This window comes from Arthrobacter sp. H41 (assembly GCF_000520535.1).
Classification (GTDB): Bacteria; Actinomycetota; Actinomycetes; order Actinomycetales; family Micrococcaceae; genus Arthrobacter_D.
In genome coordinates this window covers 87,044-100,028 of the sequence record NZ_KI914778.1, presented here as the reverse complement: position 1 = coordinate 100,028, position 12,985 = coordinate 87,044, and the positions used below count along the sequence as shown (strand labels likewise).

Genomic DNA, 12,985 nt, shown 5'->3' with positions numbered 1-12,985 from the left:
GCGATCCCGGCTCGGTCGACGAGGACGAGCCGCCCGCCACGCCGCTGGTGCACCTCGCCAACGGTGTCTTCGTCGATGACGGCACTCCGACCGGGGATGCATTCCTCGGGACCCTCGCGCGCCAGTACGGTGCGGGCGTGTACCCGGTGAATTTCAGGAACGCCGCCACGGAAAAGATCCTTGACCAGTGGGTCAGCGCCAACACCGGCGGCAGGATCGAGACGGCTCCTGTGGAATACGATCCCGAGGCCACGTTGTCCCTGCTCAATACCGTGTACTTCGCGGCGGCCTGGGCATCCCCCTTCGACGCGGAGAGCACAGCTCCAGGTTCCTTCACGCTGCCCGGCGGGAACCGGGAGGATGTCGACCTCATGTACGGCGAAATGCCTGTCCGGTACGCACGGGGGGACGACTGGCAAGGCGTCGACGTGCCGTACGGGGAGGGCTTCAGCATGAGGCTCATCCTCGCCGATGACCCCGGCGCGTCTCCGGTCCGGACCGAGCCGGAGCTGCTGGAGATCCGGGACGGGATGGATTCCGCGAAGGACATCCGGGCCGGGTTGGTGCTGCCCAAGTGGGATGGCGAGTACACCCAGGATCTGCTGGTGCCGCTCGCCGCCCTCGGGCTTGAGGAGACATTGAGCCTGAGCCCGGATTTCGACGCCATCCAGAAAGGAGTGTTCGTTTCCGGCGCCGCCCAGAGCGCGAACATCACCGTGGCGGAAAAGGGGACGGTGGCAGCGGCTGTGACACAGCTCAGCCTCATGGAGACTTCCTTGCCGGCGCCGCCGGAACTCACCCTCGAGTTCACGCGGCCGTTCCTGTACCAGATCATCCACGACGACACCGGGCTGCCGGTCTTCCTCGGAACGGTCCTGGATCCACGCTGACGGCGCCCATTGCCGGGCTCAGCAGGAAGCGCGGCCCCTACCGTGCGCTGCGCTTCCACGAGCCCGGGCCGGGACGTGGATTCAGCCGCAGCATGGCCCGCCGCAGCCAGGACCGGCCGGAGCTTGGCCCAGAATCGGTGTCCATACTCCCCTGCAGGGCGACGACGACGGCGGTCAGCGCCGCCAGCTCCTCATCCGTCGGATTGCCCGCGACCACCGACAGCAGCGCCGGCGTCGACCCACCAGCTGCTTCTGCGGAGGGTTCCGGCAACTCTGCGGGCTCCGTCGGGCGGTCGAGGCCCGGTCCAGGCCCGCTCACAGCGGAATGTTCCCGTGCTTCTTTGCGGGCATCGAGGCCCGCTTGTCCCGCAGCGCCCGCAGGCCGCGGACTATCTGCACCCGGGTCTCCGAGGGTGCGATGACGGCGTCCACATAGCCGAGCTCCGCCGCCTGGTAGGGGTTCAGCAGCTCTTCCTCGTACTGCGCGACGACGTCGGCGCGGGCCGCCTCGAGGTCTCCGCCGGCGTCGGCCACCGCCTTGAGCTGGCCGCGGTAGAGGATGTTGACGGCGCCCTGCGCTCCCATGACCCCGATCTGCGCGGTGGGCCAGGCCAGGTTGATGTCGGCGCCGAGTTTCTTCGATCCCATGACGATATAGGCGCCGCCGTAGGCCTTGCGCGTGATGACGGTGAGCTTCGGCACCGTGGCTTCGGCATATGCGTACAGCAGCTTGGCGCCGCGGCGGATGATGCCGTTGAACTCCTGGTCCTTGCCGGGGAGGAACCCCGGAACATCCACGAGGGTGAGGATCGGGATGTTGAACGCGTCGCAGTGCCGAACGAACCGCGCGGCCTTCTCGGAGGCGTTGATGTCGAGGGTGCCGGCGAACTGCAGCGGCTGGTTCGCGACGATCCCGATGGTGTGGCCCTCCACCCGCGCATAGCCCGTGACCACGTTGGGTGCGTAGAGGGACTGCATCTCGAGGAAGTGGCCGTCATCGACGACGGCCGAGATGACCGCGTGGATGTCATAGGGCTGGTTGGCCGAATCGGGGATCAGCGCATCGAGGGCGAGGTCCTCATCCGTGGGCTGGAGCATCTCGGTGAATTCCGCGAGCGGCGCTTCCGCGAGGTTGTTGGACGGCAGGAAGTCGAGGAGTTCCCGGACGAACCCGATGGCGTCCTGCTCGTCGGTGGCCAGGTAGGTGGAGGTTCCGGTGGTGGTGTTGTGCTGGCGTGCGCCGCCGAGCGTTTCCATGTCGACGTCCTCCCCGGTCACGGTCTTGATGACGTCGGGCCCGGTGATGAACATGTGCGAGGTCTTGTCCACCATCACCACGAAGTCGGTCAGGGCAGGCGAGTACGCCGCACCGCCGGCGCAGGGCCCCATGATGAGCGAAATCTGTGGGACCACGCCAGAGGCGTGGACATTGTTGCGGAAGATGTCCGCGAACATCGCGAGCGATGCCACGCCCTCCTGGATGCGGGCGCCGCCGCCGTCGTTGATGCCCACCACCGGGCAGCCATTGCGCAGCGCGAACTCCTGCACCTTGACGATCTTCTCCCCATTGACCTGGCTCAGTGACCCTCCGTAGACGCTGAAATCCTGGCTGTACACGGCAATCAGGCGGCCGTCCACCGTCGCATAGCCCGAGACCACGCCGTCACCCAACGGTTTCTTCTTCGCCATACCGAAGGCCGTGGACCGGTGGACCGCGAGCGCATCGAACTCGACGAAGGAATCCGGATCCACCAGCAGGTCGATCCGCTCGCGCGCCGTGTTCTTGCCCCGCGCATGCTGCTTGGAAACCGCCTCGGGCCCCGACGGAACAGCCGCCAGATCCTGCCGTCGCCGGAAGTCGGCCAGCTTCCCGGCAGTCGTCGAGAGATCAGCGGTGGTTGGAAGATCAAGGGTCAGGTCCTCGGGCATGAAGTCTCCGATAGGCAGATGGGAAACGCCTTAAGGAGGATTCCTCCAAAAGGCGGGGCGTTTTTCCCAGTGTAGTGAGCTACGGCACTGCACGGCTTGTAGGACACCTACAGCTTCCCGCACTGCGGCCTATTCTGAGTGGATGACTGACAGCAACGCCGCAGGCGATGAGACAGCAGGCGATGGGACACCAGGGAACGCTCCGAACGGAAAAGCCGGCCTTCGGGGGCGCACGATCCTGATGTCGGGCGGCAGCCGCGGGATCGGGCTCGCCATCGCGCTCCGGGCCGCCCGGGATGGTGCCAACGTGGTGATCATGGCGAAGACGGGGGATCCGCACCCCAAACTCGACGGCACGGTCCACACCGCAGCGCAGCAGATCCAGGACGCGGGGGGCGCCGCCCTGCCAATCGTGGGAGACGTGAGGAACGACGACGACGTGGCCGCCGCCGTCGCCGCTGCCGTCGAGCGGTTCGGAGGAATCGACATCGTGGTGAACAACGCGTCCGCCATCGACCTCTCGAGGACCCCCGACATCGACATGAAGCGGTACGACCTCATGGCCGACATCAATGTCCGCGGCACCTTCCTGTTCAGCAAGTTCTCGATCGACGCGCTCCGGGGCTCGGACAACCCCCACATCCTCACGCTCTCGCCGCCGCTGAACCTCGACCCGCGGTGGGCCGGAAAGCATCTCGCCTACACCCTGGCGAAATACGGCATGAGCCTCACGACGCTGGGCCTCGCCGAGGAGTTCCGGGCCGACGGAATCGGTGTCAACTCGCTGTGGCCGGCCACGCTGATCGACACGGCCGCTATCCGCAACATGCCCGGCGGCGGCACGATGGTGCAGGCCGCACGCAGCCCGGAAATCGTCGCCGACGCGGCACACGCAGTCCTGGTCCGGAATTCCAGGGACTGCACGGGCAACTTCTTCACTGATGAGGAGGTCCTTCGTCAGGCAGGGGAAACCGATTTCAGCGGCTACAGTCTCGGCGCTCCGGAAGACCGGCTGGTTCCCGACATCTTCCTCTGATCCCAGCCGGGACCGAACAGCCGGGACCAGACAGCCGGCACGGAATGGCTGGGTAAGATCGGTTCATGACCTCCCGCTACTCCAACCTCGAGCGCCCCGGGCTGGACCAGGGAGCGCTCCGCACCGCTCTCTGCACGCCGGTCGGCCCTTATGCGCGCCTCGAACTGGTGCAGCGGACAGGATCCACGAACGCGGACCTCGTGGAGCAGGCAGGGTCGGCGGGCGGCGAGTGGCCGGATCTCAGCGTCCTGACCGCTGAAGCGCAGAGTGCAGGGCGAGGACGCCTCGACCGTTCCTGGGTGGCCCCGGAGCGCTCGTCGCTCCTCGTGAGCGTGCTGCTGCGACCGGTCAACGACACCGGAAGGCCGCTGCCGACGCAGAGCTACCCGTGGTTCTCGCTCCTGGCTGCGCTCGCGCTCGCCGAAAGCGTCGAGGACCGCACCGAGGTCAGTCCTCAGCTCAAATGGCCCAATGACGTGACGGTGGACGGGCGGAAGCTCGCCGGCATCCTCGCTCAGTTCGTGCCCGACCCGCGAGGCGGCGCCCCCGCCGTCGTCGTGGGTATCGGGTTGAATGTCAGCCTGACGGGCGATGAGCTCCCGGTGCCGACAGCCACGAGCCTGCTGCTCGAGTACGCAGGGACCACGGACCGCAACATCCTGCTGAAATCCTTCCTCCGCACGTTCGCCGAGCACTACCGTGCGTTCTGCGCAGTGGATGGGAACGCGATGGCCGCCTGGCCCGAGGGGCTGTCCCTCGCCAACCGGATCTCCGGGAGGATGGCGACTCTCGGGCAGGATGTGCGGGCCGAACTGCCGGGGAGCGGCACGCTGACCGGGCGTGCGCTGGCCCTCGATGCCCAGGGAGCCCTCGTGGTGCGCGACGACGATGGCGAGCGGCACACGGTGGCAGCGGGCGACGTGGTGCATCTGCGCCCGCAGGGTTAGGGCGAGATGCGGATTCGGCTCTCACCGGGGGAACGCGTGGTGGTTCGCACCAGGACCGACCCGGCACGCCTGGCGTGGCCGGTTGCGGCCTCAGTGGTGCTGCTGGGACTCGGAGGCTTCGCCCTCGGCCGGCTGAGTACCGCGCTCCTTCCGGAGGCACTCCAGGCCTGGCGGCCCGCGCTCGTCCTTCTGGCGGCGGGCCTGCTCCTGGCGCTGCTGGCGCGGCTCTTCGTTCGGCCTTTCGCGCGGTGGCTCAATAACCGGTATGTACTCACGAGCATGCGGCTCATCCACAGGCGGGGCTCCGTGCGCAGGAGTGAGCACCAGATCCCGCTCTCGGCGGTCTATCAGCTGGACACCATGCAGAGCCTCTTCCAGCGGTTCGTGGGCAGTGGAACCCTCCTGGTGGATCTGGGACGCGACCGCGTGGTGACCTATCGCAACGTTCCCCAGGTGCACGTCTTCAAGGATTATGTGGTCGCGGCGGTCAGCGAGCTCCCACTGACCCTCATGTTCGATGGTGTAGACATGGAGATTGATTCGGATTATGCCCGGCGGGAAGAGCCGGGGGCCAACCAGGAGTGGAGGGGCGGGAGATGACGGCGGAGTCCGGTGCGGGATCGAACGCGTTGCCCGATCCACGCGCGCTTCCGGACGCGCCCCGCAGGTCAGGGGCCTACCCTGCGGCCAGGACCGTGTGGCGCCTGCAGGGGGACGCCGAGAATCGTCCGGCCACCCGCTCCATGGCCGTCCTCCACAGCGGGGACACGCCGGTCACCGCGATCGACCCCGACCCGGCCCGGATGCAACCCGTCGTCCACCTGAACCGGGACACCATCCGCAACCTCGAGATCGAACTGCTGGGTGCCGAACGCACCCTGCGGCGGCGCGACGTCGCGGCAGGGGCGGGTGTCTCGCTTCTCTCGGCGCGCAAACTGTGGCGCGCGATGGGCTTTCCGAACATCGGCGACGACGACGTCGCGTTCACGGAGAAGGATCAGGATGCGCTGACCACGATCATCGAGCTGGTCCGCCAGGAACAGCTGACCGAGGACGCCGCCATCTCCATCACGCGGGCGGTGGGTCAGATGACGGACCGCATGGTGGTCTGGCAGATCGAGGCCCTGGTCGAGGAAATGGTGGTGCAGCGCGGCATCTCCGACGCCACGGCCCGGAAAACCCTGGTGGCCGAACTGCCGGAACTGATCGAGCCGCTCGAGAAGACGCTCGTATATGCGTGGCGGCGCCAGATGAACGCCGCGGTGCAGCGGCTCGCTTTGCGGGCGGAATCCGGCCTGCGGGCTAGTGAGACCGGCCGCGACGGCGATGAACAGGACGCACCGCTGCCCCTGGCACGCGCCGTCGGCTTCGCCGACCTCGTGTCCTACACAAGCCTCTCCCGCCAGATGAACGAAAGGACGCTCGCGCAGTTGGTGCAGCGCTTCGAGAACAAGTGTGCGGAAATCATCTCGGTGGGGGGCGGGAGGCTTGTCAAGACCATCGGCGACGAGGTGCTGTACATCGCGGAGTCCCCGGAGGCGGGCGCCGAGATCTCCCTCGCGCTCGCGAAGGCTTTCACCGAGGACGAGCTCCTGCCGTCGGCGCGCTGTTCCCTGGTATGGGGACGCGTACTCTCGCGGCTCGGAGACATCTACGGGCCGACGGTGAACCTGGCCTCCCGCCTGACCTCGCTCGCGGAACCGGGCACCGTGCTCATCGACGCCTCCACCGCTGCCACCTTGAGCAATAACGAGAAGTTCGTGTTGATGCCGCACCAGGCACGCACGGTGCGTGGGTTCGGCGAGGTCCATCCGGTCACGCTCGCACGGGGAACCGGGACCGGTCTCGTCCTTGACTAGTTTCCTGAGCAGGTCCTTGAGCAGGTGCGGTAATCACGGTGGTGCAGCGGACGCGCACTGGACATGTACCGGCAGGGCAGAATAGGGGCATGACTGACCAGCTGATCCCCCGCGCGGTGGTTGCCCCGTGACGAGTGCGCCCGATTCCGGCCGTGAAGCGACGGGCAGGCTGAGGCTGACCTATGGTTGTGGCACCGACCTCGGCCTGCGCCGTGAACTCAACGAGGACTCACTTCTCGCCGCCGAGCCCATCTTCGCCGTCGCCGACGGAATGGGCGGTCATGAAGCGGGTGAGATCGCCAGCGGGGTCTGCGTTCGGACGCTCGAGCGCAGCCTTCCCGCCGCCCGGCTTCCCGAGTTCTCGTCGGAGGACCTTGAGCAGCTGATCCAAGAAGCCGACGCGGCGATACGCGCCGAAACAGGGGGCAAAGCCGGCACCACGCTCTCCGGTGTCGTGGTCGTCCAGGATGCAGGCGTGCCCTGCTGGTTGTTCTTCAACGTAGGAGACTCCCGGACGTACCGCCTGAGCGGCGACCGGTTCGGGCAGGTCTCGGTCGACCACTCCGAAGTGCAGGAACTCGTGGAGCTCGGCGAGATCACGACGGCCGAGGCCCGGACCCATCCGCGCCGGCACGTAGTGACGCGCGCTTTGGGGACGGGCGACGACGCCGAGGCCGACTACTGGCTCATGCCGGTCCGGACGAACGACCGCATCCTCATCTGCTCCGACGGCTTGACCGGGGAAGTGGACGACGACGGCATCTACGACGTGCTCAGCACCGTCCCTGATCCGCAGTCGGCTACTGATGCACTCATCGAGGCGACCCTTCGATCAGGTGCGCGGGACAACGTCACCGTCATCGTCCTCGACGCTGTTCTTGACGATGCCGCTGTTCTTGACGATGCCACTGGCCCTGTCGGTGACGTCGGCGCTGGCAGGAGTGGTGCTACCGCCGTCGATCCCGAGGTCCTCCCGGTCCGGGCCGCTCATCGAAGCGTGATCATCGAGGCGGACCGGCCGCCCGCCTAGCGGATCTTCAAGGCATTCCGTCAGCCTCGGCGTTCGCATACGAACTGCTCGGGTCATGAGCCGAAGATGTTCACATACTCGAGCAGCCTTTCCGCTCTGGGAAGTGCATGCAGTGCAATCAATGCATGCACTTTCATAGACGCAGATTACTGATGTGCTTGCATTGCAAGCAGTGCCATCACCCTTTGAGGAGGTGCCGGTGGGTAGCGTGACGGTGCGGCAACTCAGCACCGGAGTCGTTGACCAGGTGAAGCTCATCGCGGCAAGTAACGGTCGGTCGATGGAATGTGAACTCCGGATGTTGATCGTGCGGTTCGTGGACCTTCCAGTTGAATCATGTCGGGAGCTGCTCCCGCTCGCTGTACTGCCACTTCCGGTCTGGTACGAAGGACTTTGGGAGTACAGGACGCTGATCGGCGCAACTGACCGGAGCTCCCTGCCCAAACGTGTCTCCGCCTTTCGTGCGGCTATTCCGGTAGCGAAGTACTGACCGTGACGATGGTGGATTCGGACGTCCTGCTGTCCCTCATAAGCTCGGTCGAACCGCCGGAACTCGCCGACCGGTTCAGGCTGCACGCGTCGCGACCGCATGCTACTTCGCTGGCGGTGGCGGAGGTGTACGCGGCGTTGTCCCTGGGTGTCGCTGGTCTGACCGCCGAACGGCGCCGGAATGCTTTCACTTCCATACTTGAGACGACTATGAAAAGGAGGATACTGCCGTTCGACATGTCCTGCGCGGAGACATTGGCGAGGCTCTCGCGGACCCCGGTGAAGGGTGGGTCACCGCCGTATACGCTCGCAGCGCTGATCCACGCCGCAACTGCCCAGCGCTTCGAGCTGGTGCTCCTGACGTCCAGGCCTGAGCAGTATGAGGGACTCGGAATAGGAGCGGCAGCAGTAGATCTTGCAACATTCGGCTGAACGGTGGGAGCGGTGCTTACGGCTTCGCGGTGGGGCAAGATTGGACTGTGGCTGAGAGAACGAAGACCCCGCTCGTAGTTGATGTTTCCGTGGAAGCGCGAAGCGACGGCGCTATGCCGTCCCAACAGCTCAGGGAGGAGCACGCGGAGCTTGCCGAGCAGGTGCGGGCGCACCGGACGGCGTACTACCAGGAGGATGCGCCCACCGTCTCCGACGCGGAGTTCGATGCGCTGTTTTTGCGGCTCGAAGAGCTCGAGGCGCTGCACCCCGAACTGGTCACCAATGATTCGCCCACGCAGGAGGTCGGCGGCGAGGTGTCCTCGGCCTTCGCCCCGGTGCAGCACCTGCAGCGCATGTACAGCCTCGAGGATGTCTTTTCCCTCGACGAACTCGCAGTCTGGCTCGACCGCGCGCGGGCGGGCGTGGAGCAGCGCAGCCCGGGCAGCACCATCACCTGGCTCACCGAGCTGAAGATCGACGGCCTGGCCGTCAACCTCCTGTACCGGAACGGTGAGCTGGCGCGCGCGGCAACGCGCGGCGACGGGGTCACCGGCGAGGACATCACCCACAACGTGCTCACGATCGCCTCCGTGCCGCGCACTCTGACAGGACCGAATATCCCCGAAGAGGTGGAAGTGCGGGGGGAAGTCTTTATTCCGTCAAAGGAATTCGCACAGCTCAACGAGGGCATGGTGGCCGCCGGAAAGGCGCCGTTCGCGAACCCGCGCAACGCGGCCGCCGGTTCGCTGCGGCAGAAGGACCCGGCGATGACGGCGGAACGCCCCCTCGACATGTACGTGCACGGCATCGGTGCCCGCACGGGCCTGGACGCCGGAACGCAGTCCGAAACGTATGCCCTCCTCGAGGAGTGGGGCCTGCCGACGTCGCCGTACTTCAAGGTGCTCGCAGACCAGGCCGCCGTCGTCGGATTCATCGAGCACTACGGCGAGCACCGGCACGGCCTGCTCCACGAGATCGACGGCATCGTGGTGAAGGTGGACAGCTTCGCGCTGCAGCGGGCCCTCGGCCACACCTCGCGGGTGCCCCGCTGGTCAGTGGCCTACAAGTACCCGCCGGAAGAAGTCAACACCCGGCTCCTCGACATCCTGGTCAACGTGGGCCGCACCGGCCGTGTGACACCGTACGGCCTGATGGAACCCGTCAAGGTGGCGGGATCGACGGTCAGCATGGCCACCCTCCACAACCAGGCGGTGGTCAAGGCGAAGGGGGTGATGATCGGCGACGTCGTGGTGCTGAGGAAAGCGGGGGACGTCATCCCGGAGATCGTCGGCCCCGTGGTCGCGCTGCGGGACCACGAGAAGGTCCGCGAATTCATCATGCCCACTGAGTGCCCGTCCTGCGGTACCCCGCTTCAGCCTGCAAAAGAGGGCGACGTCGACATTCGCTGTCCCAACGCGAAGTCGTGCCCCTCGCAGCTGCGGGAGCGGATCTTCCACCTCGCCGGCAGGGGAGCGTTCGATATCGAGGCCCTCGGCTGGGAGGCCGCGATCGCGCTGACCCAGCCCGCCGAGCCCGAGGTGCCGCCGATCACCACCGAGGCGCAGATCTTCGACCTGACGCCGGAGCTGCTGGCCGACGTCCGCATCGAGCGCGACAAGAAGGTCAAGGGCGTGGTGACCGGCCGTGAACTCGTGCCGTACTTCTACTCGAAAGAGACGGCGAAGAAGCCCTCCGCGCCGAATGCCAATACCCGGAAACTCTTCACTGAACTAGAGAAGGCCAAGTCGCAGCCCCTGTGGCGGGTGTTGGTGGCCCTGTCCATCCGCCATGTCGGCCCCACGGCGTCACGTGCGCTCGCCACGGCCTTCGGGTCGATGGAGCGCATCCGCAGTGCCAGCGAGGAGGAGCTCGCCGGGGTGGACGGAGTGGGCCAGACCATTGCGTCGGCACTCAAGGAATGGTTCGCCGAGGACTGGCATCGCGACATCATCGACGCGTGGTCCGCAGCCGGCGTGCGCATGGAGGACGACGTCGACGAGTCGGTGCCGCGCACGCTCGAAGGGCTCACCGTGGTGGTGACGGGTTCCCTGGAGTCCTATAACCGTGACGAAGCGAAGGAGGCGATCATCTCGCGAGGCGGCAAGGCTGCGGGATCCGTGTCCAAGAACACGAGCTACGTGGTGGCCGGGGAGAACGCCGGGACGAAGCTCGAGAAAGCAGAGACGCTGGGCGTCCCCGTCCTCGACGAGGAAGGCTTTCTCCGGTTGCTCGAGCACGGACCGGAGACGAACGAGACTTCCCCGAATTCATAACAATGTGGCTGCTGTGACCCATGTTCCGTCTCAAGGTTCCGATTCGATGTCGATGCTCACCAGCCTGTAATTACAGGTCGATCGGGCGTAGTTTGGGCGCATGAACAGCGGCCCGGCCCGCCTCGATTCTCCGGCGACCATCACGGCGCGGAGAATCGCCCGTGCCCACTGGGCCGGAATCGCCGCCGAGTTCGGGATGCTGACGAGCGACGAGGTGGACCGCCGTGTCGGGGTGAGGAGCCCCCCGGCTGGCTGCCTCGCAGCGAAACGCCAGATCCTCGGGGTGGTGACACGTGCCGGCAGGGTGCTGTACCCGGGCTTCCAGTTCGACGCGGACACCGGACAGGTCCTTCCACTGATCGGCGAGGTGGCGCTGATCGGGCTCAACGGGGGCTGGAAGGACCGCGCACTGCTGCACTGGTTCTGCCTGGCGAACGCCCACCTCGGCGGTGCGCGTCCCGTGGACAGGATGGCACATCCCGAGCAGGTGCTCACTGCTGCGCGCAGGGACCTTGCACGGTCGTAGCTTCGTCGGCGACACCTCGTGCCACGCCGTAAAATCGAGGGGATGCCTGCGGGATGCTCCGCGGAACCGAGGAGAAACGGAACACGTGAACAACCCGACCCCGCTCCACCGGGCGAATCCCGATGAGCTGACCATCCGTCCGGTCCGGCCTGAGGACTACGACGACGTCCGGCGCATCACCCGCGGTGCCTACCTCGAGGCGGGCTATTTCGACGACGAGGCGCACCCCTACATGGCGATCCTGTCCGACGTCGAACACCGCGTGGCGCACGCCGAGGTGTGGGTCGCTGAGCGCAACCGCGAGGTGGTGGGTTCCGTCGCACTCACCTTCGAGGGGCAGCGCTACACCGATATCGCCGTCGCGGGTGAGCTCGAGTTCCGGATGCTCGCCGTCGATCCCGTCGTGCAGCGTGCAGGGATCGGCCGCCGGATCGTGGAGCGCATCATCGAGCATGCCCGCATCCTGCCCGGCATCGAGGCGGTGAGCCTCACGAGCGGCTCGGACATGGTTCGAGCGCACCGTCTCTACGAATCGATGGGTTTCGCCCGGGTCGCCGAGCGCGACTGGTGGGTCCCCAACGAGGACATCCTGCTCTGGGTCTTCCGCCTGCAGCTGTAGTCCACCGATGCGGTACGGGCTTTTCCGGCGGACGGCCTCTGCGGCCCTGCAGTGCGCGCCCGTGAAGCCGCGCCCGTAGACTGGGGACAGCTACCCACCACCACTTCCAGGGGAGATCCATGGCCGAGATCAACCGGGACGACGTCGCGCACCTCGCGCGTCTTGCCCACATCGACATGACCGACGACGAGCTCGACCGCATGGCCGGCGAGCTGGCCGTGATCGTCGATTCCATCAAGTCCGTCAGCGAAGTCGCAGGGGACGACGTTCCGGCGACGAGCCACCCCATCCCGCTGAGCAACGTGTTCCGCGACGACGTCGTAGGGGATACCCTGACCAACGAGGAAGCTCTGCTCGGCGCGCCCGACAACGCCGACGGCCGTTTCAAGGTCCCGGCAATCCTGGACGGAGAATAACCATGACGGACCTGATCCACCTCAGCGCCGATGCGCTGTCCCGCAAGCTGCGCTCCGGTGAGGTATCCGCCGTCGAAGTGGCACAGGCGCACCTGGACCGCATCGCCGCCGTCGACGGCAGCATCAATGCCTTCCTGCACGTCAACACCGAGGAGGCGCTGCTCGTTGCCGCGGAGGTCGACAAGGCCCGGGCCGACGGCGACGTCCTGCACCCGCTCGCGGGTGTCCCCATCGCGGTCAAGGACCTCATCGTGACGAAGGGCCAGCCCACCACCGCCGGCTCGAGGATCCTCGAGGGCTGGCAGAGCCCGTACGACGCCACCGTGGTCCAGAAGCTCCGTGCGGCGCGCATGCCGATCCTCGGGAAGACCAACCTGGACGAGTTCGCGATGGGCTCCTCGACCGAGCACTCCGCCTACGGGCCCACCCGCAACCCCTGGGACCTCGACCGCATTCCCGGTGGCTCCGGTGGCGGCTCGGCGGCGGCCGTCGCCGCCTTCGAGGCCCCGCTGGCCCTCGGCACCGACACCGGCGGCTCG

General features: G+C 66.7%; 15 protein-coding genes. 13 read left to right on the top strand and 2 right to left on the bottom strand.

The genetic code is table 11. The features are described from left to right. Positions 1 to 890 (top strand): serpin family protein (locus tag Y705_RS22205; RefSeq protein WP_049822323.1); only part of this gene is annotated, 890 nt, incomplete at its 5' end. A 37-nt stretch (positions 891 to 927) separates the two neighbouring features. On the opposite strand, the gene Y705_RS0105545 is transcribed toward Y705_RS22205, so the two are convergent. Together Y705_RS0105545 and Y705_RS0105540 are read right to left on the bottom strand one after the other, a co-directional pair. Then, positions 928 to 1,209, bottom strand: coding sequence for an acyl-CoA carboxylase subunit epsilon (locus Y705_RS0105545; RefSeq protein WP_253908498.1), 282 nt, complete (start codon positions 1,207 to 1,209; stop codon positions 928 to 930). Next, positions 1,206 to 2,819: an acyl-CoA carboxylase subunit beta gene (locus Y705_RS0105540; RefSeq protein WP_049822322.1), complete on the bottom strand. Its 1,614-nt coding sequence runs from the start codon at positions 2,817 to 2,819 to the stop codon at positions 1,206 to 1,208. The genes Y705_RS0105545 and Y705_RS0105540 overlap by 4 nt, the downstream gene beginning before the upstream one ends. 142 nt (positions 2,820 to 2,961) lie before the next feature. Between Y705_RS0105540 and Y705_RS0105535 the strand changes: the two genes are divergently transcribed. The 12 genes from Y705_RS0105535 to Y705_RS21090 form a co-directional block, all read left to right on the top strand. Further along, positions 2,962 to 3,855 (top strand): SDR family oxidoreductase, encoded by an 894-nt coding sequence (locus tag Y705_RS0105535; protein WP_026532136.1) that lies wholly within the window; start codon positions 2,962 to 2,964, stop codon positions 3,853 to 3,855. A 65-nt stretch (positions 3,856 to 3,920) separates the two neighbouring features. After that, a complete protein-coding gene (locus tag Y705_RS0105530) occupies positions 3,921 to 4,802 on the top strand; it encodes a biotin--[acetyl-CoA-carboxylase] ligase (RefSeq protein WP_026532135.1) in 882 nt (293 codons plus the stop codon). A 39-nt stretch (positions 4,803 to 4,841) separates the two neighbouring features. Further along, complete coding sequence (locus Y705_RS17675; protein ID WP_162149042.1) at positions 4,842 to 5,402, top strand: PH domain-containing protein; 561 nt, start codon at positions 4,842 to 4,844, stop codon at positions 5,400 to 5,402. Positions 5,403 to 5,545: 143 nt separating this feature from the next. Beyond that, positions 5,546 to 6,661: an adenylate/guanylate cyclase domain-containing protein gene (locus Y705_RS0105520; protein ID WP_049822336.1), complete on the top strand. Its 1,116-nt coding sequence runs from the start codon at positions 5,546 to 5,548 to the stop codon at positions 6,659 to 6,661. Between the two features lie 127 nt (positions 6,662 to 6,788). Next, on the top strand, positions 6,789 to 7,691 hold the full coding sequence (locus Y705_RS17670) for a PP2C family protein-serine/threonine phosphatase (protein WP_049822320.1): 903 nt from the start codon (positions 6,789 to 6,791) through the stop codon (positions 7,689 to 7,691). Positions 7,692 to 7,845: 154 nt separating this feature from the next. Further along, entirely contained in the window at positions 7,846 to 8,181 is a 336-nt protein-coding gene (locus Y705_RS23580; protein WP_444826160.1) for a FitA-like ribbon-helix-helix domain-containing protein, read from the top strand. Between the two features lie 2 nt (positions 8,182 to 8,183). Then, a complete protein-coding gene (locus Y705_RS0105505) occupies positions 8,184 to 8,612 on the top strand; it encodes a type II toxin-antitoxin system VapC family toxin (protein WP_026532132.1) in 429 nt (142 codons plus the stop codon). A gap of 113 nt (positions 8,613 to 8,725) precedes the next feature. After that, positions 8,726 to 10,885, top strand: a complete 2,160-nt coding sequence (gene ligA, locus Y705_RS17665; RefSeq protein WP_081737815.1) for an NAD-dependent DNA ligase LigA — start codon at positions 8,726 to 8,728, stop codon at positions 10,883 to 10,885. 100 nt (positions 10,886 to 10,985) lie between these two features. Further along, positions 10,986 to 11,411, top strand: coding sequence for a hypothetical protein (locus Y705_RS0105495; RefSeq protein WP_026532131.1), 426 nt, complete (start codon positions 10,986 to 10,988; stop codon positions 11,409 to 11,411). 85 nt (positions 11,412 to 11,496) lie between these two features. Further along, positions 11,497 to 12,030: a GNAT family N-acetyltransferase gene (locus Y705_RS0105490; RefSeq protein ID WP_081737814.1), complete on the top strand. Its 534-nt coding sequence runs from the start codon at positions 11,497 to 11,499 to the stop codon at positions 12,028 to 12,030. A 119-nt stretch (positions 12,031 to 12,149) separates the two neighbouring features. Continuing rightward, a complete protein-coding gene (gatC, locus tag Y705_RS0105485) occupies positions 12,150 to 12,446 on the top strand; it encodes an Asp-tRNA(Asn)/Glu-tRNA(Gln) amidotransferase subunit GatC (protein ID WP_026532129.1) in 297 nt (98 codons plus the stop codon). A gap of 2 nt (positions 12,447 to 12,448) precedes the next feature. Next, on the top strand, positions 12,449 to 12,985 hold a 537-nt coding region (locus tag Y705_RS21090; RefSeq protein ID WP_253908496.1), incomplete at its 3' end, for an amidase.

Excerpts from the sequence above, each read along its gene's own strand:
- Y705_RS0105530 (WP_026532135.1), top strand. The coding sequence starts at position 3,921 with ATGACCTCCCGCTACTCCAACCTCGAGCGCCCCGGGCTGGACCAGGGA.
- Y705_RS0105495 (WP_026532131.1), top strand. The coding sequence starts at position 10,986 with ATGAACAGCGGCCCGGCCCGCCTCGATTCTCCGGCGACCATCACGGCG.
- Y705_RS0105520 (WP_049822336.1), top strand. The coding sequence starts at position 5,546 with ATGGCCGTCCTCCACAGCGGGGACACGCCGGTCACCGCGATCGACCCC.
- gatC (WP_026532129.1), top strand. The coding sequence starts at position 12,150 with ATGGCCGAGATCAACCGGGACGACGTCGCGCACCTCGCGCGTCTTGCC.
- ligA (WP_081737815.1), top strand. The coding sequence starts at position 8,726 with ATGCCGTCCCAACAGCTCAGGGAGGAGCACGCGGAGCTTGCCGAGCAG.
- Y705_RS0105535 (WP_026532136.1), top strand. The coding sequence starts at position 2,962 with ATGACTGACAGCAACGCCGCAGGCGATGAGACAGCAGGCGATGGGACA.
- Y705_RS0105540 (WP_049822322.1), bottom strand. The coding sequence starts at position 2,819 with ATGCCCGAGGACCTGACCCTTGATCTTCCAACCACCGCTGATCTCTCG.